The sequence below is a fragment of the Geodermatophilus sp. URMC 60 genome, assembly GCF_053502585.1.
Window position 1 is genome coordinate 2,491,377 of record NZ_CP199958.1, and the last position, 23,024, is coordinate 2,514,400.

At 73.6% G+C, this 23,024-nt stretch carries 23 protein-coding genes and 1 tRNA gene; 19 read left to right on the forward strand and 5 right to left on the reverse strand.

The genetic code is table 11. The annotated features are described in order from the left end of the window. Window positions 1–41: 41 nt before the first annotated feature. The 11 genes from ACWIX3_RS11995 (at window position 42) to ACWIX3_RS12045 (ending at window position 9,585) form a co-directional block, all read left to right on the forward strand. Entirely contained in the window at window positions 42–875 is an 834-nt protein-coding gene (locus ACWIX3_RS11995; protein ID WP_448612291.1) for an enoyl-CoA hydratase/isomerase family protein, read from the forward strand. Window positions 876–1,033: 158 nt separating this feature from the next. Next, the gene (locus ACWIX3_RS12000) at window positions 1,034–2,176 is read left to right on the forward strand and encodes a PhoH family protein (RefSeq protein ID WP_448612292.1); all 1,143 of its coding nucleotides are present in this window, start codon (window positions 1,034–1,036) and stop codon (window positions 2,174–2,176) included. Window positions 2,177–2,181: 5 nt separating this feature from the next. Continuing rightward, window positions 2,182–2,685, forward strand: a complete 504-nt coding sequence (gene ybeY, locus ACWIX3_RS12005) for an rRNA maturation RNase YbeY (protein ID WP_448612293.1) — start codon at window positions 2,182–2,184, stop codon at window positions 2,683–2,685. Beyond that, window positions 2,682–4,112, forward strand: coding sequence for a hemolysin family protein (locus ACWIX3_RS12010; RefSeq protein ID WP_448612294.1), 1,431 nt, complete (start codon window positions 2,682–2,684; stop codon window positions 4,110–4,112). Before ybeY ends, ACWIX3_RS12010 begins: the two co-directional genes overlap by 4 nt. Before the next feature lie 6 nt (window positions 4,113–4,118). Then, a complete protein-coding gene (locus ACWIX3_RS12015; protein WP_448612295.1) occupies window positions 4,119–4,451 on the forward strand; it encodes a cytidine deaminase in 333 nt (110 codons plus the stop codon). Window positions 4,452–4,665: 214 nt separating this feature from the next. Continuing rightward, a complete protein-coding gene (gene era, locus ACWIX3_RS12020; protein WP_448612296.1) occupies window positions 4,666–5,592 on the forward strand; it encodes a GTPase Era in 927 nt (308 codons plus the stop codon). 1 nt (window position 5,593) lies between these two features. Beyond that, a complete protein-coding gene (recO, locus tag ACWIX3_RS12025) occupies window positions 5,594–6,385 on the forward strand; it encodes a DNA repair protein RecO (RefSeq protein ID WP_448612297.1) in 792 nt (263 codons plus the stop codon). Window positions 6,386–6,401: 16 nt separating this feature from the next. Next, window positions 6,402–7,154, forward strand: a complete 753-nt coding sequence (locus ACWIX3_RS12030) for an isoprenyl transferase (protein ID WP_448612298.1) — start codon at window positions 6,402–6,404, stop codon at window positions 7,152–7,154. Window positions 7,155–7,221: 67 nt separating this feature from the next. Beyond that, window positions 7,222–7,515: an antibiotic biosynthesis monooxygenase family protein gene (locus ACWIX3_RS12035; protein WP_448612299.1), complete on the forward strand. Its 294-nt coding sequence runs from the start codon at window positions 7,222–7,224 to the stop codon at window positions 7,513–7,515. A gap of 137 nt (window positions 7,516–7,652) precedes the next feature. Continuing rightward, complete coding sequence (locus ACWIX3_RS12040) at window positions 7,653–8,006, forward strand: hypothetical protein (protein ID WP_448612300.1); 354 nt, start codon at window positions 7,653–7,655, stop codon at window positions 8,004–8,006. 175 nt (window positions 8,007–8,181) lie between these two features. After that, window positions 8,182–9,585, forward strand: coding sequence for a glycine--tRNA ligase (locus tag ACWIX3_RS12045; RefSeq protein ID WP_448612301.1), 1,404 nt, complete (start codon window positions 8,182–8,184; stop codon window positions 9,583–9,585). A gap of 40 nt (window positions 9,586–9,625) precedes the next feature. On the opposite strand, the gene ACWIX3_RS12050 is transcribed toward ACWIX3_RS12045, so the two are convergent. Further along, window positions 9,626–10,198 carry a DinB family protein gene (locus ACWIX3_RS12050; protein ID WP_448612302.1) on the reverse strand — a complete coding sequence of 191 codons (573 nt, stop codon included), beginning with the start codon at window positions 10,196–10,198 and terminating at the stop codon, window positions 9,626–9,628. Between the two features lie 168 nt (window positions 10,199–10,366). Next, on the reverse strand, window positions 10,367–11,017 hold the full coding sequence (locus tag ACWIX3_RS12055; protein ID WP_448612303.1) for a class I SAM-dependent methyltransferase: 651 nt from the start codon (window positions 11,015–11,017) through the stop codon (window positions 10,367–10,369). 57 nt (window positions 11,018–11,074) lie between these two features. On the opposite strand from ACWIX3_RS12055, the gene dusB reads away from it, so the two are divergent. The 7 genes from dusB to ACWIX3_RS12090 all read left to right on the forward strand — a co-directional run bounded on the left by dusB (window position 11,075) and on the right by ACWIX3_RS12090 (window position 19,385). Further along, complete coding sequence (gene dusB / locus ACWIX3_RS12060) at window positions 11,075–12,247, forward strand: tRNA dihydrouridine synthase DusB (RefSeq protein WP_448612304.1); 1,173 nt, start codon at window positions 11,075–11,077, stop codon at window positions 12,245–12,247. A gap of 5 nt (window positions 12,248–12,252) precedes the next feature. After that, window positions 12,253–12,699: a hypothetical protein gene (locus ACWIX3_RS12065; RefSeq protein ID WP_448612305.1), complete on the forward strand. Its 447-nt coding sequence runs from the start codon at window positions 12,253–12,255 to the stop codon at window positions 12,697–12,699. Between the two features lie 326 nt (window positions 12,700–13,025). Continuing rightward, entirely contained in the window at window positions 13,026–15,737 is a 2,712-nt protein-coding gene (gene ppdK, locus ACWIX3_RS12070; protein ID WP_448612306.1) for a pyruvate, phosphate dikinase, read from the forward strand. A gap of 66 nt (window positions 15,738–15,803) precedes the next feature. Beyond that, a complete protein-coding gene (locus ACWIX3_RS12075; protein ID WP_448612307.1) occupies window positions 15,804–16,433 on the forward strand; it encodes a YdcF family protein in 630 nt (209 codons plus the stop codon). 5 nt (window positions 16,434–16,438) lie between these two features. Beyond that, window positions 16,439–16,921 carry a hypothetical protein gene (locus tag ACWIX3_RS12080; protein ID WP_448612308.1) on the forward strand — a complete coding sequence of 161 codons (483 nt, stop codon included), beginning with the start codon at window positions 16,439–16,441 and terminating at the stop codon, window positions 16,919–16,921. Continuing rightward, entirely contained in the window at window positions 16,921–18,807 is a 1,887-nt protein-coding gene (dnaG, locus tag ACWIX3_RS12085; RefSeq protein ID WP_448612309.1) for a DNA primase, read from the forward strand. The genes ACWIX3_RS12080 and dnaG overlap by 1 nt, the downstream gene beginning before the upstream one ends. Next, on the forward strand, window positions 18,804–19,385 hold the full coding sequence (locus ACWIX3_RS12090; RefSeq protein WP_448612310.1) for a hypothetical protein: 582 nt from the start codon (window positions 18,804–18,806) through the stop codon (window positions 19,383–19,385). Before dnaG ends, ACWIX3_RS12090 begins: the two co-directional genes overlap by 4 nt. A gap of 22 nt (window positions 19,386–19,407) precedes the next feature. Here the strand turns inward: ACWIX3_RS12090 and ACWIX3_RS12095 are convergent, their stop codons facing one another. Next, entirely contained in the window at window positions 19,408–19,728 is a 321-nt protein-coding gene (locus ACWIX3_RS12095; RefSeq protein ID WP_448612311.1) for a hypothetical protein, read from the reverse strand. 139 nt (window positions 19,729–19,867) lie between these two features. On the opposite strand from ACWIX3_RS12095, the gene ACWIX3_RS12100 reads away from it, so the two are divergent. Beyond that, window positions 19,868–19,940, forward strand: a tRNA-Asn gene (locus ACWIX3_RS12100). 249 nt (window positions 19,941–20,189) lie between these two features. Here the strand turns inward: ACWIX3_RS12100 and ACWIX3_RS12105 are convergent. Next, window positions 20,190–21,332, reverse strand: coding sequence for a site-specific integrase (locus ACWIX3_RS12105; protein ID WP_448612312.1), 1,143 nt, complete (start codon window positions 21,330–21,332; stop codon window positions 20,190–20,192). A 487-nt stretch (window positions 21,333–21,819) separates the two neighbouring features. Then, window positions 21,820–22,203, reverse strand: a complete 384-nt coding sequence (locus ACWIX3_RS12110) for a PIN domain-containing protein (RefSeq protein ID WP_448612313.1) — start codon at window positions 22,201–22,203, stop codon at window positions 21,820–21,822. Window positions 22,204–23,024: the final 821 nt, after the last annotated feature.

Genomic DNA, 23,024 nt, shown 5'->3' on the forward strand with positions numbered 1-23,024 from the left:
GACCGCGGGTACCCCGCACCCGCGTCTGCCAGGCTGCGGGCATGACCGACACCACGACCAGCGACACGGTGCCCGTGCGCATCGAGCGGGACGGCGACGTCGCCGTCGTCGTCCTGGACCACCCGCCGCTGAACCTCTTCGACGCCCCGGTGTTCGACGCGATCGAGGCGGTCGCCGACGAGCTGGTCGGGCTCACCGACCCGGCCGACCCCGCGCGGGCCCGGGCGGTGCTGGTCGAGGCGCGCGGCAAGGTCGTCTCCGGCGGCGTCGACGTCACGGTGTTCCGCGACATCGCCGAGGGCCCCGAGCCGGCCGAGCGCGGCGCCGACCTGTGGCGGCGGCTGCTGCGCGTGGCGCAGACCTTCGAGGACCTCCCGGTGCCCACCGTGTTCGCCGCGCACGGGCTGACCCTCACCGCTGCGTTCGAGCTGGCGCTGGCCTGCGACGTGCTGCTGGCCGCCGAGCGGGCGTCGTTCGGGCTGGTCGAGATCGTCGTCGGGCTGACCCCGTCGATGGGCGGGCCGCAGCGGCTGGCCGAGCGGGCGGGGTCCGCGCGGGCCAAGGAGTTCGTCTTCACCGGCGAGCGCTACCCGGCCGCCGTCCTCGAGCGGTGGAACGTGGTGAACCGGGTGCTGCCCGACGAGGGCTTCGCCGAGGCCGCCCGCGCCTACGCCCACCAGGTCGCGGCCGGCCCGACGGTGGCGCACGCGGCCACCAAGCAGCTGGTCACCACCGCCGTCCGGCAGGGCGCGCGGGCCGCGGACGACCTGGTGCCCGACGTCTCCGGTGCGCTCTTCGCCACCGAGGACCTGCGTGGCGCGGTCAGTTCCTTCCTCGCCGACGGACCGGGGAAGGCGACCTACGCAGGGCGCTGACGTCCCCCGATGGTCCGGAGGCTCCCGCTGACGGACCGGGGAAGGCGACCCACTGGGGCAGGTGAGCGGTGATCCGGACGACGGTTCCGGGGCTTCACGCGCGGGTAGACTCGGGAGGGTCCGCACCTCCTCTCGCAGGAAGGCAGGGTCGAGGGTTCTTGCCCGACTCCTCCCCGAACGTCCCCGTGCCCGGAGCGCCCACGTCCCGTGAGGCCTCGGCGCAAGCCGCAGCCGCCGACGGTTACCCCGGACAGCCCGCCCTGGGGGACGTCGCCCCAGCCGCCGTCCGGACCACCATCACCGTCCCCGACTCGGTTCCGATGGTGTCGCTGCTCGGCTCCGGCGACGAGCTGCTGCGCCTGGTCGAGAACGAGGTCGACACCGACGTCCACGTGCGCGGCAACGAGATCGCCGTGACCGGCCAGCCGGCCGACAACGCCTTCGCCGTCGCGGTGTTCGACGAGCTGATCGCGCTGCTCGGCACCGGTCAGGTGCTGCGCCCGGACTCGGTGCGCCGGGTCATCGGAATGCTGCGCGCCGGCGGCTCCGAGCGGCCGGCCGACGTCCTCAGCCTCGACATCATCAGCCGCCGCGGGCGCACGATCCGGCCCAAGACGCTGAACCAGAAGCGCTACGTCGACGCCATCGACACGCACACCATCGTCTTCGGCATCGGCCCCGCCGGTACCGGCAAGACGTACCTGGCGATGGCCAAGGCCGTGCAGGCGCTGCAGACCAAGCAGGTCAACCGGATCATCCTCACCCGCCCGGCCGTGGAGGCCGGCGAGCGGCTCGGGTACCTGCCCGGCACGCTCAGCGAGAAGATCGACCCGTACCTGCGGCCGCTCTACGACGCGCTGCACGACATGGTCGACCCGGAGTCGATCCCGCGGCTCATGCAGTCGGGGACGATCGAGGTCGCCCCGCTGGCCTACATGCGCGGGCGCACCCTCAACGACGCGTTCGTCATCCTCGACGAGGCGCAGAACACCACCGCCGAGCAGATGAAGATGTTCCTCACCCGGCTCGGCTTCGGCTCCAAGATCGTGGTCACCGGTGACGTCACGCAGGTCGACCTGCCCGGCGGCGCGCAGAGCGGGCTGCGGATCGTGCGCGAGATCCTCGACGGCATCGAGGACGTGCACTTCTCCAACCTGACCAGCGCCGACGTCGTCCGCCACCGGCTGGTCGGGGACATCGTCGACGCCTACGAGCGCTGGGACAGCGCCCACAACCAGGGCCGCCCGGGGGCCGCCCAGCCGCCGGCCCGGCCCGCACGGCCGCGCCGCCAGGGGAGTTGAGCGCCGTGCCCGTCGAGGTCGCCAACGAATCCGAGATCGCCGTCGACGAGTCCTCCCTCGCCGCCATCTGCACGTACGTGCTGGGGGAGATGGGTGTGAACCCGATGGCCGAGCTGTCGGTGCTCTGCGTCGACACGGACTACATGAGCACGCTGCACGAGCGCTGGATGGGGGAGAAGGGGCCGACCGACGTCCTCGCCTTCCCGATGGACGAGCTGGACACCGGCCGCCCCGACGAGCCCGACCCCGGCCCGGCCCTGCTCGGGGACGTCGTGCTGTGCCCGTCGGTCGCCATCAAGCAGGCCCGCGCGGCCGGCCACACGATGGACGACGAGCTGATCCTGCTCGCCACGCACGGCGTGCTGCACCTCCTGGGCTACGACCACATGGAGCCCGAGGAGGAGAAGGAGATGTTCGGCCTGCAGACCAGGCTCCTCGACGGCTGGCGCGCCGCCCCACGGGCCCCGATGACCGGCGAGGCCGTCCCCCGGGGACCGGTCGACCGATGACCTCCGGCGAGATCACCCTGCTGGTGATCGCCGTCTGCCTGATCCCGCTCGCCGGCCTGTTCGGTGCGATGGACGCCGCGCTCCAACGGGTGTCCAAGGCGCGCGTGGACGAGATGCGCCGCGACGGCGTCAAGCGGGCCGGCGTGCTCTCCGACGTGGTGGCCGAGCGGGCCCGGCACGTGGCGCTGCTGCTCCTGCTGCGGATCGCCTGCGAGATGGTGGCCGCCACCCTGGTCGCGGTCATCCTCTACCGGATCCTGGGCGGGGGCTGGCAGCCGGTCCTGGCCGCGGCCGGGGTGATGACCGTCGTCAGCTACGTGCTGGTCGGCGTCGGCCCGCGCACGCTCGGCCGCCAGCACGCCTACGGCACGGCGCTGGCCGGCGCGGGCGTGGTCCGGCTGCTGGGCCGGGTGCTCGGGCCCATCGCCACGCTGCTCATCCTGATCGGCAACATGATCACGCCCGGGCGCGGCTTCCGGGACGGGCCGTTCTCCTCCGAGGTCGAGCTGCGCGAGCTGGTCGACATGGCCGAGGAGCGCGGCGTCGTCGAGTCCGGCGAGCGCAACATGATCCACTCGGTGTTCGAGCTGGGCGACACCATCGCCCGCGAGGTCATGGTGCCGCGCACCGACGTCGTCTGGATCGAGCGGAACAAGACCCTCCGGCAGGCCCTCGCGCTGTCCATGCGCAGCGGGTTCAGCCGCATCCCGGTCATCGGCGAGAACGTCGACGACGTCGTCGGGATCATCTACCTCAAGGACCTCATCCGCCGGACCCAGGGCGGGCAGGACCCGAAGAACACCGTGAAGGTCGAGGACCTCATGCGTCCGCCGACGTTCGTGCCGGAGTCCAAGCCGGTCGACGAGCTGCTGCGGGACATGCAGGCCCAGCGCATCCACATCGCGATCGTGGTCGACGAGTACGGCGGCTTCGCCGGGTTGGTGACGATCGAGGACATCCTCGAGGAGATCGTGGGCGAGATCGCCGACGAGCACGACCGCTTCCAGCGCCCGCCGGTCGAGGAGCTGCCCGACGGGTCGGTGCGGATCACCGCCCGGCTCCCGGTCGAGGACCTCGCCGCCCTCTTCGACGTCGAGCTGCCCGAGGACGACGACGTCGAGACCGTCGGCGGGTTGCTCGCCCGCGAGCTGGGCGTGGTGCCCATCGAGGGTTCCGAGGCGGAGGTCGCCGGCCTGCGGCTGGTCGCCGAGAGCACCGGCGGACGGCGCAACCGGATCGACACCATCCTGGTCTGCCGGGTGCCCGAGGAGGCCGAGTCCACCGAGGGCGAGGAGCCCCAGGCGCACGGGGCCACCGCCTCAGGGGCGACCGCCTCAGGGGCGACCGCCTCAGGGGCGACCGCCTCAGGGGCGTCGGCGTCGGGCGCCACCCGTGTCGAGGAGCCCGCCGGCGCCGTGGAAGGGTGACTCGTCGTGAGTGACCTGGACCCCGAGGACGCCAAGCTCGTCACCCTGGCCCGCTCCGCGCGCGGCCGCACCGGCGCCCCGGAGGGCGCGGCGGTCCGCGACACCGACGGCCGCACCTACCTGGCCGCCACCGTCTCCCTGCCCTCGCTGCAGCTCTCCGCGCTGCAGGCGGCCGTCGCCGCCGCCGTCTCCAGCGGGGTCGAGGGGCTGGAGGCGGCCGCCGTCGTCTCGGCCGCCGACGGCGTCGAGGACGCCGGGCTGGCCGCCGTCCACGACCTCACCCCGTCCGCTCCGGTGCACCTCGCCGGCCCGGACGGCGCCCTGCGCACCACCGTCTGAGGAAGGACCGCCCGCCCGCGCGACGTCCGCGCGCAGCCGCCGGCCCCCGGGCCGGCAGGTGTCCCCCACCGTCCTCCACCCCTGCTCACAGCTGTGAGCAGGGGTAGAGGATCGCCGGAACGACCGGCCACGGGGCCGATCCGCCCAGCCGGGCCTCCGGCGATCCCCGCGGGAACCGCCGGGCTGGGCGGGGGTGTCGTCCCCGGGTGGGAGGATGGAGGGCGTGACGCCACCGGACCAGCCGCCGTACCGGAGCGGTTTCGCCTGTCTGGTGGGCCGCCCCAACGCGGGCAAGACCACGCTGACCAACGCCCTGGTCGGCGAGAAGGTCGGCATCGTCAGCAACCGCCCGCAGACCACCCGGCACGCCATCCGTGGCGTCGTCCACCGGCCGGGCGGGCAGCTCGTGCTGGTCGACACCCCGGGCCTGCACAAGCCGAGGAGCCTGCTGGGGCGCAGGCTCAACGACGTCGTCCGCGACACCCTGTCCGAGGTCGACGTCGTCGTCTTCTGCGTGCCTGCCGACCAGCCCGTCGGCAACGGTGACCGCTTCATCGCCCGCCAGCTGCGCGAGGTGGAGGCGCCCGTCGTCGTGGTCGTCACCAAGACCGACGCCGCGAGCAAGAAGCAGGTCGCCGAGCAGCTGCTGGCCGCCAGCCGGCTGGTCGAGGCCGCCGAGGTCGTGCCGGTGAGCGCCGTGCGGGGCGACCAGGTCGAGCTGCTCGAGGACCTGCTGGTCGGCCTGCTGCCGGAAGGACCGCCGCTCTACCCGGAGGAGCAGACCACCGACGAGGACGTCGAGCGGCAGATCGCCGAGCTCGTCCGTGAGGCCGCCCTGGAGAAGGTGTTCCAGGAGGTGCCGCACTCCCTCGCGGTCACCATCGAGGAGATGACCCGCCGTCCCGACCCCAAGCGGGAGGGCGGCGAGCTGGTCGAGGTCCACGCGCTGCTGCACTGCGAGCGCCCCAGCCAGAAGCCGATGCTGCTCGGCCGCGGTGGGCAGGTCATCAAGGCGATCGGCAGCGAGGCGCGGCCCGGCATCGAAGCGCTGCTCGGCGCTCGCGTGCACCTGGACCTGCACGTCACGGTGCTCGGCGAGTGGCAGGACGACCCCAAGAAGCTGAACAGGCTCGGGTACTGACGTGAGCACCACACCGAAGGCGCTGTACCGCGACGAGGGCGTCGTCCTGCGCACCCAGAAGCTGGGCGAGGCCGACCGCATCGTCACGGTGCTCACCCGCCGGCACGGCAAGGTGCGTGCGGTGGCCAAGGGCGTGCGGCGCACCAAGAGCAAGTTCGGCGCCCGGCTGGAGCCCTTCAGCCACGTCGACCTGCAGCTCTACACCGGCCGCACCCTCGACATCGTCAGCCAGGCCGAGTCGATCCGCTCCTACGGCCAGTCGATCGTCGCCGACTACCCGGCCTACACCGCCGGCACCGCGGTGCTCGAGACCGCAGACCGGCTCACGGCCGAGGAGAAGGAGCCCTCGCTGCGGCTGTTCCTCCTCGTCATCGGCGCGCTGCGGGCACTCTCCGAGCGCACGCACCCGGCACCGCTGGTGCTCGACGCCTTCCTGCTACGGGCCATGTCGGTCGCCGGGTGGGAGCCGGCGCTCGGCGGCTGCGCCCGCTGCGGCGAGGAGGGCCCCCACCGGCACTTCTCGGTGCCCGCCGGTGGCATGGTGTGCCCGCCCTGCCGGCCGACCGGCTCGGCGATGCCCAACCCGGCCACCATCGAGCTGCTCGACGCGCTGCTCACCGGTGACTGGGACGCCGCCGAGGCCAGCCAGGGCACCAACCGCCGTGAGGGCAGCGGGTTGGTCGCCGCCCTGCTGCAGTGGCACCTGGAGCGCGGGCTGCGCTCGCTGCCGCTGGTCGACCGGTCCGATCCGACGGCGCCGCGCCGGGAAGCAGGTCTGCTGAGTGAGGCGTGAGGTCCCGCGTCGTGATGTGAAGGCCCCCGATCCGCATCCCTCAGGCGCCCGCCCGCCGCAGCTGCCCCCGGACAAGGTGCCCGGCCACGTCGCGATCGTGATGGACGGCAACGGCCGCTGGGCCGAGCAGCGCGGGCTGCCGCGCACCGCCGGGCACGAGGCCGGGGAGTCCTCGCTGTTCGACTGCGTCGAGGGCGCGATCGAGCTGGGCGTCACGGCGATCAGCGCCTACGCCTTCTCCACCGAGAACTGGCGGCGCAGCCCCGAGGAGGTCCGCTTCCTCATGGGCTTCAACCGCGACGTCATCCGCCGCCGCCGCGACGAGATGCACGAGCTCGGGGTGCGGGTGCGCTGGGCCGGCCGCCGTCCGCGGCTGTGGCGCAGCGTCATCAAGGAGCTCGAGGTCGCCGAGGAGCTCACGAAGGACAACGACGTCCTCACGCTCACCATGTGCGTCAACTACGGCGGCCGGGCCGAGATCGCCGACGCCGCCGCGGCCATCGCCCGCGAGGTCGCCGCCGGCCGGCTCGATCCGGGCAAGGTCGACGAGGACACCATCGCCCGGTTCCTGGACGAGCCGGACATGCCCGACGTGGACCTGTTCGTGCGCAGCTCGGGCGAGAACCGGACCAGCAACTTCCTGCTGTGGCAGTCGGCCTACGCCGAGTTCGTCTTCCTCGACACGCTGTGGCCGGACTTCGACCGCCGGCACCTGTGGGCCGCGTGCGAGGAGTACGCCTCGCGGCAGCGCCGCTTCGGCAGCGCCTGAGGGAGGACCGCGCCCGGCCCCCCTGCCCAGGCTCCGGACGGGGCCGGGCCGAGGAAGGAGATCGACCGTGTTCGTGGTGACCCGGCTGCGGGTGCCCGAGGCCGACGCCGACGCGTTCGCCGCCGGCGTCGACGTCCTGCTGGCCGCCCTCGCCGCCCGCCCCGGCTTCCGGGACGGCGAGCTGGGCCGCTGCACGGACGACGACGGACTGTGGGCGCTGGTCACCCGGTGGGACGGCGTCGGCGCCTACCGCCGGGCGCTCTCGGCGGCCGAGGTGAAGCTCGCGGGCGCGCCGGTGTGGGTGCACGCGCTCGACGAGCCCGGCGCCTACGTCCCGAGGGAGCAGCCGGTCGAGGCGTGAGCGCGCCCTCCGTGGGCACCCACCGTGCTGAGGCACCTGGTGTCGACCACGGAGGACGCGTGATGAGCGAGCCCAGGCGGGACGACGCGGCACCCCCGACGTCCGCCGAGCCCACGAGGGAGGTCCAGCCTCCTCCCGTGCCCGGCCGAGCGGTGCGGGCGCAGCTGGCGCGCGGCGAGCTCGCGACGCCACCGATCCGGCCGGACGAGCCGACCGTCACGCTCGACCGCCCGGCGCCGGGGGACCCGGAGCGCACGCTGGAGCTCGGCGGCCCGCCGCCGACCGGAGTTCCCGTCGAGCCGACCTCCGGACGACGCCGGCGCACCTGGCCGTGGATCCTCGCCGTCGTGCTCGCGCTCGTGGTGCTCGGCGTCGTCCTCGCGGTCATGCTGTGGCGAGGGGCGACCATCGACCCGGACAGCCGCCTGTTCAGCGGGCTGCCGGTGACCGGCGACCTCGTCGGGTGGTCCGGTGGGACTGCTCTCCGCTGACCTCCACCGCTGCTCCGCACCGTGGGTGGGGGATGAGGCCCCACCGAGGATGGTCGGTCGTCGGCGTCCGGAGCCGGCGCCGTCGCTGGGCCGGGCGGCCGGTGAGCAGGCGAGCAGTGGCAACTACCGTGGACGGGTCAACCCGCCGACCGCCAGCCGGATGGAGCCCCGCGCCGTGAGCGACAGCCCCGCCAAGCACGACCCCGCCCGCCTCGACAAGGTGGTGAACCTCTGCAAGCGCCGGGGGTTCGTCTTCCCGTCGGGCGAGATCTACGGCGGCACCCGCTCCGCCTGGGACTACGGGCCCCTGGGCACCGAGCTCAAGGAGAACATCAAGCGGCAGTGGTGGCGCACCGTCGTCCAGGGCCGTGACGACATCGTCGGCCTGGACTCCTCGGTGATCCTGCCGCGCCAGGTGTGGGTGGCTTCCGGCCACGTCGGCGTCTTCACCGACCCGCTGACCGAGTGCCAGAGCTGCCACAAGCGCTTCCGGGCCGACCACCTCGAGGAGGAGTTCGAGGCGAGGAAGGGCCGGCTGCCGGAGAACGGCCTGGCCGACATCGCCTGCCCGAACTGCGGCACCAAGGGCGCGTGGACCGAGCCGCGCGACTTCAACATGATGCTCAAGACGTACCTCGGCCCCGTCGAGGACGAGTCCGGCCTGCACTACCTGCGCCCGGAGACCGCGCAGGGCATCTTCGTGAACTTCGCCAACGTGATGGGCGCGGCGCGGAAGAAGCCGCCGTTCGGCATCGGCCAGATCGGCAAGTCCTTCCGCAACGAGATCACCCCCGGCAACTTCATCTTCCGGACGCGCGAGTTCGAGCAGATGGAGATGGAGTTCTTCGTCGAGCCGGGCACCGACGAGCAGTGGCACCAGTACTGGATCGACGAGCGCACCCGCTGGTACACCGACCTGGGCATCTCCCCGGACAACCTGCGGCACTACGAGCACCCCAAGGAGAAGCTCTCCCACTACTCGACGCGCACCGTCGACATCGAGTACCGCTTCGGGTTCCAGGGCTCGGAGTGGGGTGAGCTCGAGGGCATCGCCAACCGCACCGACTTCGACCTGAAGACCCACTCGGAGCACTCCGGCGCCGACCTCACCTACTTCGACCAGTCCTCCAACAGCCGCTGGACGCCGTACGTCATCGAGCCGGCCGCCGGCCTCACCCGCTCGTTGATGGCCTTCCTCATCGAGGCCTACACCGAGGACGAGGCGCCCAACGCCAAGGGCGGCGTCGACACCCGCACCGTGCTGCGCCTGGACCCGCGGCTGGCGCCGGTCAAGGCCGCCGTCCTGCCGCTGTCGCGCAACGCCGACCTCTCACCGAAGGCCCGCGACCTGGCCGCGAAGCTGCGGCAGAGCTGGAACGTCGACTTCGACGACGCCGGCGCGATCGGCCGCCGGTACCGGCGGCAGGACGAGATCGGGACGCCGTTCTGCCTCACCGTCGACTTCGACACCCTCGAGGACGACGCGGTGACTGTCCGCGAGCGGGACTCGATGAGCCAGGAGCGCGTCGGCCTGGACCGGGTCGAGGACTACCTCAAGACCCGCCTGCCCGTCTGCTGAGTCCCGGGCGGCCGTCCCCGTGGGGACGGCCGCCCGACGCTCAGTCGCGCCAGCGGTACAGGTCGCGCAGCAGCGCGATCTCCGCGCCGTGGTGCAGCACCTCACGGTTGACGTGCAGGACGAGCGCGACCACGGGAGCGTCGGCCCAGGGCCCCTCGGCCGGCCCGCACCGCCGCCGCAGGCCCTCCTCGTCCAACCCGCGGACCCCGGTGGTCCAGGCGGCGTAGGCAGTGTCGAGCTGGGCCAGCGCGGTGGCCGCGTCGCCGGGGTACTCGTGGCTGTCGTAGTCCATCGGGGGCGCGCCGAAGTGGCTGGCCGCCCGGGCGCCGAGGACGCCGACGACCAGGTGCCCGATCCGCCAGGCGATGGTGGTGACCGGTGCCGGGTCGGGCTCGGGCACCGCGAAGTCGATCGTGAAGTCGCCCCGTCCCGCCTGGATCGGCGCCGAGCCGGTGCCTCGCGGGCGGACGTTCCACGCGCCGCGGACCGGCTCCCACCGGTACTCCTCGTCGGTGAGCCCGTCCAGCCGCGGGCGCAGCTGCGTGCGCCAGTGCCGGTCCAGCTGCTCGACCAGTTCGTGCGTCCAGTCCACCGTGGTCCGTGTCGTCTCCATGCCAGCACGCTAGGGACAGATGCGGTCAAATCCGGTCCGCATGGGGGCCACCGTCCGCACCGTGCGCCGTGACGTCGAGCGGCTGCGCGTGGTGGATCCGGCCGCCTGACGGCGCTCGGTCCGGGACCGGGCCGAAGGTGGGCCGGGCGGGCCGCTGCTGCCCGGCCGTCACGGAGCGGGGAGGTACGCGGCAGGCCTGCGCCAGAGGAGCAGGTAGCGCCAGAACAGCAGCCGCCGCACCCGGGCGCCGGGCAGCAGGCGGGCGGCTTCGGCGCGGACCTGCCGGATGGTGCGATCGGGCTCGGCCACCGGCATGGCGGCGTGCGTGGCCTCCGGCCGGAACAGGTCCGCCCCGGTGAGCGGCCGCAGCGCGGCGAACCCCAGGCCCAGCGCGGAGTGCGCCACCGCCGCCGCCAGCTCCACCCCCAGCTCCCGGGGCAGCTCGACGCGGGGGAGGGCCACGGCGGCGAGCACGCCTCCCGGGCGCACCCAGCCGGCCATCCGCGGCAGGACGTCGGAAAGCGTCAGGTGGTGGAGCAGGGCGGAGCTCAGCACGGCGTCGTAGTGCCCGGCGGGGAGGTCCGCCGTCCGCAGGTCGGCGAGGTGCAGCGTCAGGTTGGGCGGGGCCGCGTGCGCGGCGGCGGCCACCATCGCGGGGGAGCGGTCGACCGCGTCGACGTGGTCGACCCGCGAGGCGAGCCGGCGGGCTAGCGTCCCGGCGCCACAGCCGACGTCCAGCACCCGGGTGGCGTCCGGGGCGACCTGGGCGAGGAGCAGGCGGTGGTACCAGCGGTTGTGGTCCCAGTCGGTTCCCCGCACGGGGCACCCCTCCCGTCGCGCGCCGGGTGACGTGGCTCGCCACCTACCCTGGGGATCGTGAGCAGCAGCGTCCTCGAGCGGCCGTCGTCCCCCGTGACCGGCCCCGCTCCGCTGCGCCTGGGCGCGCTCACCGTCGACCCCGCCGTGGTGCTCGCGCCGATGGCCGGCATCACCAACCCGGCCTTCCGCACGCTCTGCCGCGAGTTCGGTGCCGGCCTCTACGTCTGCGAGATGATCACCACGCGGGCCCTGGTCGAGCGCAACGAGAAGACGCTGCAGATGGTCCGGGCGACCCCCGACGAGGCCGACGCCTTCTCCGTCCAGCTCTACGGCGTCGACCCGGCCACGGTCGGCCGCGCGGTGGAGATGCTCGTCGACGAGGGCGTCGCCGGCACCCGCCCGGCGCACGTCGACCTCAACTTCGGCTGCCCGGTGCCCAAGGTGACCCGCAAGGGCGGTGGCTCGGCGCTGCCGTGGCGGCGCGTCCTCTTCCGCGGCATCGTGCGGGCCGCCGTCCGCGCCGCCGGCGACGTCCCGGTCACCGTGAAGACCCGGATCGGCATCGACGCCGACCACGTCACCTACCTCGACGCCGGCCGCATCGCGCAGGACGAGGGCGCCGCGGCGATCACCCTGCACGGGCGCACCGCCGACCAGCTCTACAGCGGTACCGCCGACTGGACGCCGATCGCCCGGCTGGTCGAGGCCGTCGGCATCCCGGTGCTCGGCAACGGCGACATCTGGGAGGCCGACGACGCGCTGCGGATGGTCGCCGAGACGGGCTGTGCCGGCGTGGTCATCGGCCGCGGCTGCCTGGGCCGGCCGTGGCTGTTCGGCGACCTCGCCGCCGCCTTCGCCGGGCGGACCAGCCGCGCGCTGCCGACACTGCGCGAGGTGGCCGCGGTGATGCACCGGCACGCCACGCTGCTGTCCGAGGAGCAGGACGAGCTGCACGGCTGCACCGACTTCCGCAAGCACGTCGCCTGGTACCTCAAGGGCTTCTCGGTCGGCTCCGACGTCCGCCGCGCGCTGGCGATGGTGAGCTCGCTCGACGAGCTGGCCGAGCTGCTGGCCGGCATCCCCGACCAGCCCTACCCGACGGCGGTGCTCGGCGGGCCTCGCGGGCGCACCAGCCCGCCGCGTCCGGTGGCGCTGCCCGAGGGCTGGCTGGCCGACCGCGACGACCCCCGGCCGCCGGCCGGGGCGGAGCTGCTCGTGAGCGGCGGGTGAGTGTCATGAGCGACGGTCCCTACCTGTACGACGACGACCCGGCGCCGCTGCACACCGGCACCCCGCGCCCGGCGCGGGCACTGATCCTCGCGGTGATCGGCGGGACCGTGGCCGTCGCCGTCGGCATGGCCGTCGGCCTGCCGCTGGTCAAGGGCAGCCCCGAGGAGCAGGCCCGCGAGGTCTCCGGGGTCTTCCTCGCCGCGCTCGCCCAGGACGACCTCGAGACCGCCCACGGGCTGCTCTGCGCGGAGGAGCGGGCGCGGCTGGCGCCGCAGGCGGTGTCCACCGAGTACGCCCGCGGCGGCAGCGGCGAGGTCACCGGCACCATCGCCGACGAGGTGGGCGGCGCGCCGGTGCAGCGGGTCGAGGTCGCCTGGAGCGACGGCAGCACCTCCACGCTGACCGTCGTCAGCGAGCAGGGCACCCGCGTCTGCGGGACCGCCGCCGGCTGACGGAGAACCACCCCTCCGCGCCTCCCCAGGCCCGGCGCGGGTCCCTGGAGGGTGGCCGTTCGGTCCGTCACCAGGCTCGCGGCGGTGCCCCGGACGGGGCCGCCCTGCCCCGTCGCGCGCGGGCTCGCGGGACCCAGAGGGCCGCGTTCCCGGTGGCCGTCGGTCTGGCGCCCACCCGGGAGGTGGGCCACGATCGCTGTCTGGCCCTGAGCGGACGTATGAGACGTCTACCTCTGGGCCGGGCTCGCCGGGGCGGCGACGGGGGACCCCGGGGCGCCGTCCCCGGCACGCGGGAACCAGCCGGCGGACGAGCGCGGAGGTGCACGGTGGGCAGCGGTACCGGGACGGCCACCTGGGTCTACGACTTCAGCGAGGGCAACAAGGACCAGAAGGACCTGCTGGGCGGCAAGGGCGCCAACCTGGCCGAGATGACCAACCTCGGGCTGCCGGTGCCACCCGGCTTCACCATCACCACCGACGCCTGCCGCTTCTACCTCGAGCACGGCAGCACCCCGCCGGAGCTGACCGACCAGGTGACCGAGCACCTGACGGCGCTGGAGAAGGCGATGGGCAAGACCCTCGGCGACCCGTCGGACCCGCTGCTGGTGTCCGTGCGCTCCGGCGCCGCCGCCTCGATGCCCGGGATGATGGAGACGGTCCTCAACGTCGGCCTCAACGACGAGTCGGTCCGCGGGCTGGCCGCCCAGTCCGGCAGCGAGCGGTTCGCCTGGGACTCCTACCGCCGGCTGATCCAGATGTTCGGAAAGACCGTCCTCGGCCTCGACGGCGAGCTGTTCGAGCACGCCCTCGACGAGGTCAAGCGCGAGCGGAGAACCGAGTCCGACCTGGACCTCGACGCCGAGCACCTCGAGGACGTCGTCGGCCGGTTCAAGGCCATCGTCCGCGAGCAGTGCGGCCGCGACTTCCCGCAGGACCCCCGTGAGCAGCTGGACCTGGCGATCAACGCCGTCTTCGACTCGTGGAACTCCGAGCGGGCCATCCTCTACCGCCGCCGCGAGCGCATCCCCAGCGACGCCGGCACCGCGGTCAACGTCTGCTCGATGGTGTTCGGCAACCTCGGCATGGACTCCGGCACCGGTGTCGCCTTCACCCGCGACCCGGGCACCGGCGAGCAGGGCGTGTACGGCGACTACCTGCAGAACGCGCAGGGCGAGGACGTCGTCGCCGGCATCCGCAACACCGTGCCGCTGCCCGAGCTCGAGCGGATCGACGAGGGCGCCTACCGCGAGCTGCGGTCGATCATGAGCACCCTCGAGTCGCACTACCGCGACCTGTGCGACATCGAGTTCACCGTCGAGCGCAACAAGCTCTGGATGCTGCAGACCCGCGTCGGCAAGCGGACGGCGGCGGCGGCCTTCCGGATCGCCACCCAGCTGGTCGACGAGGGCCTCATCGACATGGACGAGGCCGTCCGCCGGGTCACCGGCGACCAGCTGGCCCAGCTCATGTTCCCGCGGTTCGTCTCCGGCGGGGACGCCACCCAGCTGACCCAGGGCATGAACGCCTCGCCCGGCGCCGCCGTCGGCAAGGCGGTGTTCTCCTCCGAGACCGCCGTCCAGTGGGCCGACCGCGGCGAGAAGGTGGTGCTCGTCCGGCGGGAGACCAACCCCGACGACCTCTCCGGGATGATCGCCGCCGAGGGCGTGCTCACCAGCCGGGGCGGCAAGACCTCCCACGCCGCCGTCGTGGCCCGCGGCATGGGCAAGACCTGCGTCTGCGGCGCGGAGGAGCTCCAGGTCGACACGAAGAACCGCCGCTTCACCGCGCCCGGGGGCGTCACCGTCGAGGAGGGCGACGTCCTCTCCATCGACGGCTCCACCGGCAAGGTCTGGCTCGGCGAGGTGCCGGTCGAGGCCCCCGCCGTCGTCCGCTACTTCGAGGGCGAGATCGACCCGGACTCCGCCGAGGCCGACGACCTGGTGCGCAGCGTGCACCGGGTCCTCACCCACGCCGACGAGGTGCGGCGGCTGGACGTGCGCACCAACGCCGACACCCCCGAGGACTCCGCCCGCGCCCGGCGCTTCGGCGCCCGCGGCATCGGCCTGTGCCGGACCGAGCACATGTTCCTCGGCGACCGGCGGCAGCTGGTCGAGAGGCTGATCCTCGCCGAGGACGACGCGGGCAAGCAGGCGGCCCTCGACGCGCTCGCGCCGCTGCAGAAGCAGGACTTCCTGGAGATCTTCGAGGCCATGGACGGGCTGCCGGTGACCGTGCGGCTGCTCGACCCGCCGCTGCACGAGTTCCTGCCCGACCTCACCGACCTCTCGGTGCGGGTCGCGGTCGCCGAGGCCCAGGGGCACCCGGACGAGGCCAACCTGCGGCTGCTGACCGCCGTCCGCCGGCTGCACGAGCAGAACCCGATGCTGGGGCTGCGCGGCGTCCGACTGGGCCTGGTGGTCGGTGGGCTGTTCGCGATGCAGGTGCGTGCGATCGCCGAGGCGGCCAGCGAGCGCAAGCGGGCCGGCGGCGACCCGCGGCCGGAGATCATGATCCCGTTGGTCGGGGCCGTGCAGGAGCTGGAGGCGATCCGCGAGGAGTCCGAGCAGGTGCTCGCCGCGGTGTTCGAGGAGTGCGGCGTCGAGCTCGACGTCCTCATCGGCACCATGATCGAGGTGCCCCGCGCCGCGCTCACCGCCGCCGAGATCGCCCACTCCGCCGAGTTCTTCTCCTTCGGCACCAACGATCTCACCCAGATGACCTGGGGCTTCTCGCGGGACGACGTCGAGGCCGCCTTCTTCCACGCCTACCTCGACAAGGGCATCTTCGGGGTATCGCCCTTCGAGTCGCTGGACCGGCCCGGCGTCGGCCGCCTGGTGGAGGTCGCTGCCCAGGAGGGCCGGTCGGCGCGGCCGGACCTCAAGCTCGGCGTCTGCGGCGAGCACGGCGGCGACCCGGACTCAGTGCACTTCTTCCACGAGGTGGGGCTGGACTACGTGTCCTGCTCGCCGTTCCGCGTGCCCGTGGCCCGGCTGGAGGCCGGCCGTGCCGCGTTGGGAGCCGACCGCGCCGACTCCTGATCGGGTGGCCCGGGACACCCGGCGCAGCGGCTCCGAACCGACGGGCCCGCGTGGTACCCATGACGGGTGGGTGTGCGCGCGGGGAGCCTGGTGGGCCGGGTGGCCGGCGCCCTGCTGCTCGCCGTCGTCCTGCTCGTCGTCTCCACCGCGACGGCGATCTGGTGGACCGCGCGGCAGGACTCCCAGCCGCCCTCCGACGCGATCGTGGTGCTCGGGTCGGCGCAGTACAACGGCGTCCCGTCGTCCATCTTCGAGGCGCGGCTGGAGCACGCGCTGGAGCTGTTCGAAGCCGGGGTCGCGCCGGTGGTCGTGACCGTCGGCGGCAAGGCCGACGGCGACCAGTTCACCGAGGCGGAGTCCGGCCGCGCCTACCTGGTCGAGGCCGGGATCCCCGAGGGCGCGCTGCTCGCGGTCGAGGAAGGCGTCGACACGCTGGAGAGCATGCGGGCCGTCGGCGACGCGTTCGACGAGCGCGGCTGGTCCTCGGCGGTCCTGGTGACCGACCCGTGGCACGCGATGCGTGCTGAGCGGATGGCCGAGGACGCCGGCATCACCGCCGACAGCTCGCCGACCCGGCAGGGCCCGGCGGTGCAGACCCGCACCACGCAGTTCCGCTACATCCTGCGCGAGACGGCGGCCTACCTGCTCTACCGCGCGACCGGCGAGAGCGTCGCGGGCGCTCCGGGGATCGGGTGAGGCACGTGCTCGAACTGGGCAGGGCCGGCACGGCCGGGACCGAGAAGGGCGTCCGCCCCGTGCTGCGCGACGCCCTCGTCGTCGCCACGTTGCGGGCATCGAACTGGAGGGAGGCGGCCACGGCCGTCGTGGACGGACGCGAGTGGGTGCTGGCGAAGGACGGGCGCGAGCTCGTCGGCCGCTGGCCGGTGGACCCGGCGGGGACGGCGCGACTGCGCGCCCGGCAGACGTCGTGGTGGCGCGGCACGTGGGACGTCGACCTCGAGGGGCTGGTGCTGCAGGCGGCGCGGGCGTCGATCTGGCGCAGCAGCCTGCGGTACAGCGACGACGGCCGGCAGGTGGCGCTCGGCGGGTCGACCGGCGGCTGGTCGCCCCGGCCGACGCTGAGCGCCGACGTCGCGCTGCCGCTGCACCAGCAGGTCTTCCTGCTGTGGCTGGAACTGGTCATGGACCGGCGCACGCAGGCCGCCGCGGCAGGAGGCGCCTGATGGCCGGGCGGGGACGAATCCGGGCCGCCGACATCGCGCTGGTCCGCGAGCGGTCGCGGATCGACGAGGTCATCGGCGACCACCTGCAGCTCAAGCGCGCCGGGGGCGGCAGCCTCAAGGGGCTCTGCCCGTTCCACGACGAGAAGTCGCCGTCGTTCCACGTCACGCCCAGCCGCGGGCTCTACCACTGCTTCGGCTGCGGTGTGGGCGGCGACGTCATCCGGTTCGTGCAGGAGATCGACCACCTGTCGTTCACCGAGGCCGTCGAGCTGCTGGCCGGGCGGGCCGACGTCGACCTGCACTACGAGGACGACGGCGGCCGCCCCACCGGCGCCCCGGACCGCTCGCAGACCGGGCAGCGGGCGCGGCTGGTCGCGGCCAACACGGCGGCGGCGGCCTTCTACGCCGAGCAGCTGGGCAGCCCGGAGGCGGCGCCGGCCCGGCAGTTCCTCGCCGACCGCGGCTTCGACCGCCAGGTGGCGCTGGACTTCGGCTGCGGCTTCGCCCCCGGTGGCTGGGACACCCTGACCCGCCACCTGCGCGGGCAGGGCTTCACGCAGCAGGAGCTGGTGACCGCCGGGCTGGCCAAGGAGTCCAGCCGCGGCACGCTCATCGACCGCTTCCACCGGCGGCTGGTGTGGCCGATCAAGGACATCACCGGCGACGTCATCGGCTTCGGCGCCCGCAAGCTGATGGACGACGACCAGGGCCCCAAGTACCTGAACACCCCGGAGACGCCGCTCTACAAGAAGAGCAGCGTGCTGTACGGCATCGACCGGGCCAAGCGGGACATCGCCCGCCGTTCCCAGGCCGTCGTCGTCGAGGGCTACACCGACGTCATGGCCTGCCACCTCGCCGGCGTGACCACCGCCGTCGCCTCGTGCGGGACGGCGTTCGGGCCCGAGCACATCGGCGTGCTGCGCCGGCTGCTCATGGACCAGGACGAGTTCCGCGGCGAGGTGATCTACACCTTCGACGGGGACGCCGCCGGGCAGGCCGCGGCGATGAAGACCTTCGCCGAGGACCAGCGCTTCGTCGGCCAGACCTACGTCGCCGTCGAGCCCGACGGCCGCGACCCGTGCGAGCTGCGGCAGGCGCACGGCGATGCCGCCGTCCGCGACCTGGTGGGCCGCCGGACGCCGCTGATCGCCTTCGTCCTGAAGACCACGCTGGCCGGCTACGACCTCGACACCGTCGAGGGCCGCGTCGCCGCGCTGGAGAAGACCGCGCCGCTGGTCGCGCAGATCAAGGACCACGCGCTGCGTCCCGCCTACGCCCGCCAGCTGGCCGGGATGATCGGCAACACCGACGAGGCCGAGGTGCTCGAGCGGGTGCGCCGGTTCACCGGGGACAGCGGCGGCCAGCCCGCGCGCGGCCGGCCGCGGACGCCGAAGAAGAGCCCGGACGACGTCGCGGTCGAGGTCGAGCGGGAGGCGCTGAAGGCCGCGCTGCAGGTGCCGGAGCTGGCCGGGCCCTCCTTCGACGCCATCCCGGTCGCGGCCTACACCGACCCGGACTACGCGGCCGTCGCCACGGCGGTCGCGCAGGCCGGGGGCGCGGCCGCCACCCGGGTCACCGGCCCGGCCTGGCTGGACGAGGTGGCCGCCCACTGCACCCGGGAGAGCGCCACCGCGCTGCTGACCGCGCTGGCCGTCGAGCCGATGCGCTCGACGGGCGAGGCCGACGCCGGTTACGTCAACGCGGTGCTGGCCCGGCTGGAGGAGATGCACACCGTCCGCCAGGTGGCCGCGCTCAAGGGTCGGCTGCAGCGGATGAACCCGGTCGAGGCCGGCGACGAGTACATGAAGGCGTTCGGCCGGCTCATGGCGCTGGAGCAGCAGGCGATCTCGCTGCGCAAGCGCGCGATGGGCGGGCTCGGCGCATGACGCTGCTCGACCGCGTGCGGCAGCGGTTCACCCGGCCGCCGGAACTCGTCCGCGCGGTGGTGCTCGCCTCGCCCGACCCCGATGAGCGGGTGCTGGCCTGGGGGACGCTCGTGCGCGACGAGGGCTGGTTGGTCGCGACGTCCCGCGGGCTACGCCGGGTGCCGGCCGGCCTGCCGCTGCCGCAGGCCGGCGAGGTCGACGTCCTGCCGTGGCACCACGTAGGCACCGCACGGTGGACGGCGACCGGCGACGGCGGCGGCCGCTTCGAGGTGACCCCGCTGACCGAGGTCGAGCCCGGCGTGCAGGCGCGGCTGCCCGTGGAGCGGCACGCGCTGGCCGACGCGGGAGGCCTGCCGCCCGTCGTCCGCCGGCGGGTGGACCAGACGGTGGTCGCCAGCCGGCGCGCCCCGCTGCCCGGTGGGGGAGGGGTCGTGCTCGTCGCGCGGCGGCTGCCCGGTCAGGCCGAGCGGGAGTGGACCGTCGTCTTCGACGACGACACCGACCGCAGCGACCCCACCGCGCGGGAGGTCGCCCGGCAGAAGCTGGCCGAGGCGGTCGCGGCCGACCAGCCGGACTGAGCCGGCCGCGAGCGCCCCGGGATCAGAGCCCGCCGGCGGTGTCCGGCGGCGGCAGCGGCGTGTCCGACGCCGCGGTCGTGCGGGTGGCCGTGCGGGCCCGCGGGACCGAGCCCGGACGGGACGCCGTCGAGCGGTCGCCGGAGTCGCCCAGGCCGACCCGGGCACGGGCAGAGTTCAGCACGCCGTCGGCTCGGGCCTGCGCCATGCCGGCCAGACCCTGCAACTGCGGGTTGTCCTTGGCCTGCTCCCACGCCCGGCGGATCTGCTCGTAGCGCTCCGTGCCTGCCTTCGCGCCGAGGACGTAGCCGGCACCGAAGCCGACGAGGAAGGACAGCTTCGCCATGGAGAACCTCCAGGTAGGACGCGGGGACCGGACGATCACGTTAGCCGCGTTCCGGTGTGGCGCGCGACGCGGAGGGCCCTGCGCGGCTCCGCGGACGGCGTGGGGTAACCTCATCCCTGCGCGCGGGCACGCCCGCCGATCCCCCGTAGCTCAATTGGCAGAGCATGCGACTGTTAATCGCAGGGTTATTGGTTCGAGTCCAATCGGGGGAGCAAAGCTCCAGGTCAGCGGCTCGCGGGCGCCTTCAGGCCCGAACCAATATTCGCCGGACTCGCAAGAAACCCGTGACTTTGGGGTGCGCGACGGCGCTGGGGGAGCCCTCGGGTGGGACCTCGCCGTGAGCCCGGCCGGCGTCGCGGGGCCCTGTCGGAGAGCCGACCGGGGGAGTGGCTGCCGTCGGCACGGACTCCCTGCAGCGGTGATCGGCGAGGAATCCTCGCGGGCGCGGAAGGCGCAGGGCGTTACAGGGTCCGCTGGACGACCGCGGCGGTCCTGGGGCTGGCGGTCCCGCGGCCGAGGTAGACGTCCTGGGTCAGGCTCGGGCGGCTGTGACCGAGGTGGTCGGCGATCTGGCGGGCGGACAGCCCGGCCTCATCGAGCCGGGTGGCCACGGTCTTGCGGAACGTGTGCGAGGTGACCCAGGGGAAGCCGGCCCGGTCGAGGGCCTTGCGCAGGTCGCCGCTGGTGTTGCTCGGGTCGCGGAGGCGCCGCTGCGGGCTTGGAAAGATCACCGGCGGGTCCTCGGCGGTCGCCGGGGCGGTGAGGCGGCGGCGGAGCAGGTCCACGGTCAGCGGTGGCAGGGCGATGGTGCGCCGGCCGGCGGTGGTCTTGGGGACGTCCTGGATGAGCAGGCCGTGACCTCGCTCGCGGATGACGGTGCCGGTCACGGTCAGCGTGGCGGCGGCGAGGTCCACATCCAAGGGACGGAGCGCGCAGGCCTCGCCGATGCGCAGGCCGGTGCCCAGCAGGAAGGCGACGAGGTCGGGCAGGTCCTGGCGGGCTGCCGCGACGTCGGTGGCCAGCCGTGTCTGCAGCAGATGCGTTTCCTCGACGGTGAGCGCCCGGGGGCCGCGGGCGGCGCGTGCCGTGCGCCGGGCGGTGGCGTCGCGGACCGGGTTGGTGGTCAGCAGGCCATGGCGCACGGCCAAGCCGAGGATGCCCGAGAGGACGCTGCGGGTGGACTTGGCCGCGCCGGGGCCATGCTCGGTGTGAACCGAGGCGAGCAGCCGGTCGATGGCCGGGACGGTGACCTCGCGCAGCCGCAGCTCCCCGAGTCCGGGCAGGACGTATGCGTGCACGGCGAACCGGTACAGGCGCTTGGTGCCGGCGGCCAGCTCGCTGTCGTCGACGTCGGCCAGCCAGAGGGCGGCCATGGCGCTGAGCCGGCTGTCGGCGGGCACGGGTGGAGATGAGGCGGTGCCGCGGTCGCGGAGGGCTTCGCGCAGCCGCCGCTCGGCCTGCGCCCGGCTCTGCCCGAAGCGGACGACGTAGCGACGGCGGCCGTCGAGGTCGCGGAAGCTGGCGCCAGCCTGCACCCGATGCCTGCCGAGCACCTCGAAGCGGATCCTCCCGAAGGTCCCCACGGGCAGTGGCGGCCTTCCCATGAAGACTCCTCGGGCCTCCGCTCCGCACTGCGGTCGTCGGTGCCGCAGCCCGGTCAGCTTCCGAGGCAGCGCACGCCGTGGCGACCGATGCGGCCGAAAGCTGGGGATGGACGGAGACCTGTGGAAACCCGGTCAGGCAGGGCGGGATCGCCCTTGCAGGCTCTTCCGGTCCCGGATCCTCGGCGGTCACCTCCTCGGTACCCACGCTGCCGACGAGGCTCCGGTCGTTCTCCAGGTGGGGGAGTCGTTCGCCGGCGCGGTTCACGGCGCGCCCGGCCTGAAGCGGGCTCTTCGACGTTCGGGCTCGGCAGGTCTCCGCGGCCCTGCCTCGAGGAACTGGAGCCCGACCGGAGAAGGACTGGAGCCTCGGGCAGGGAGATCGGTGAACATCGAGAACGGTCGACAGCGCGCGCGTGAGGTGAACGCCCGCACGAGGAAGGACTGCAGCTCGCTGTCGTGGGAGGCGACCAGCGCGTCGTCGTCCGTGTCAGCGGATGACAACCACGGTGACACCGAAGTCGTCGGCCCAGTCCTCCCAGTTGCGGTCGCTGGTGTAGACCGGGCTCGACAGGCTCCGTCCGAGGGCCAGGCAGACTCGATCCGCCAGGCTCAGGTTCGACCTGTGCCGGTAGAAGGACGCCGCGAGTCGGGCGTCGAGCCGCCCGAAGGGCGTGACGGTGATGTCCAGCTCGTCGAGTCCGCGGTCGATCTCCTCGGCGGCGATGCCGACCCGGGCCGTCTTCTGCAGTACCTCGGAGTAGTTGACCGCGCTGATCGTGGCATCGTCGCTGGCAGCGGCGCGGGCCACGACCTCCCAGCCGGGCTCCTGGTTGACCAGGGCGAGCAATGCAGAGGCATCCAGGACGATCACTCGCCGCGTGGCCCGCCGTCTTGCGACGAGGGACCGGCGCCACCCTTGCGGACGACCTCATCGCGGAGGCCGGCACGGTCGGCCGCAGCAGCTTCCAGGTGGCGTTCGGCTACCAACTCGTCGCTCAGGCGGACCTCGCCCGCAGCCCCTCTGAATCGCTCCCACAGGCGCTCTAGGGAGGCGCGGCGTCTCGGGTCCCACCCCGCGAGGGGATCCTGCACCGTGCCGCTCTCGCTCATGAAGCGGACAGTAGTCGCCACCACAGGGCTTGATCCTTGCTGCAGCGACCGCGCCGCCCATGAGCTCAGCGGTGCGACGGCGCACCGAGATCAGCGGGGATGAGCCGGTGCCCTTGCTCCGGAGCCCACGTCGGCCTGAGCACATCTCGGGAGGCGCGTTGCTGAGCGGTCCGGCTCACCGGACTGTTCCGGCGAGGCATGAGGTGTGATCCTTTGCGATCTTGATCGCTGTCCGTGCGGATGAGAGTGCTCCGGTCGCCCGGCGACGCCGTGACCCAGTGGCGTGGGAGAGCCCGCTGAGGTGTATGGCGCGGGGTCCTCGGGTGCCCGTGATTGCTGCCGTGAGCGCGTGGGTCTGTGTCCTGGCAGAGGGCCCTCCGGACGACGCCTGTCGGTCGTCGACCGGAGGAGGTATCGAAGCGCCCCGGCGAGTCACTACTGCTGATGCCGCCGGCTGGTTCGCCCACGCCGGCTACCCCACCCGCCAAGCCACCCAAAATCGCTGTCAGAATCCAGTAACCCGGCAACGGGAAACAGGAGGCACACCAGAGCCTCCACTGAACTCGGGGCGGTTCAGGGGCG

Coding starts and splice junctions, on each gene's coding strand:
- ACWIX3_RS11995 (WP_448612291.1), top strand. CDS start 42: ATGACCGACACCACGACCAGCGACACGGTGCCCGTGCGCATCGAGCGG.
- ACWIX3_RS12010 (WP_448612294.1), top strand. CDS start 2,682: ATGACCTCCGGCGAGATCACCCTGCTGGTGATCGCCGTCTGCCTGATC.
- era (WP_448612296.1), top strand. CDS start 4,666: ATGGAGGGCGTGACGCCACCGGACCAGCCGCCGTACCGGAGCGGTTTC.
- ACWIX3_RS12050 (WP_448612302.1), bottom strand. CDS start 10,198: ATGGAGACGACACGGACCACGGTGGACTGGACGCACGAACTGGTCGAG.
- ACWIX3_RS12065 (WP_448612305.1), top strand. CDS start 12,253: ATGAGCGACGGTCCCTACCTGTACGACGACGACCCGGCGCCGCTGCAC.
- dnaG (WP_448612309.1), top strand. CDS start 16,921: ATGGCCGGGCGGGGACGAATCCGGGCCGCCGACATCGCGCTGGTCCGC.
- ACWIX3_RS12090 (WP_448612310.1), top strand. CDS start 18,804: ATGACGCTGCTCGACCGCGTGCGGCAGCGGTTCACCCGGCCGCCGGAA.
- ACWIX3_RS12095 (WP_448612311.1), bottom strand. CDS start 19,728: ATGGCGAAGCTGTCCTTCCTCGTCGGCTTCGGTGCCGGCTACGTCCTC.
- ACWIX3_RS12105 (WP_448612312.1), bottom strand. CDS start 21,332: ATGGGAAGGCCGCCACTGCCCGTGGGGACCTTCGGGAGGATCCGCTTC.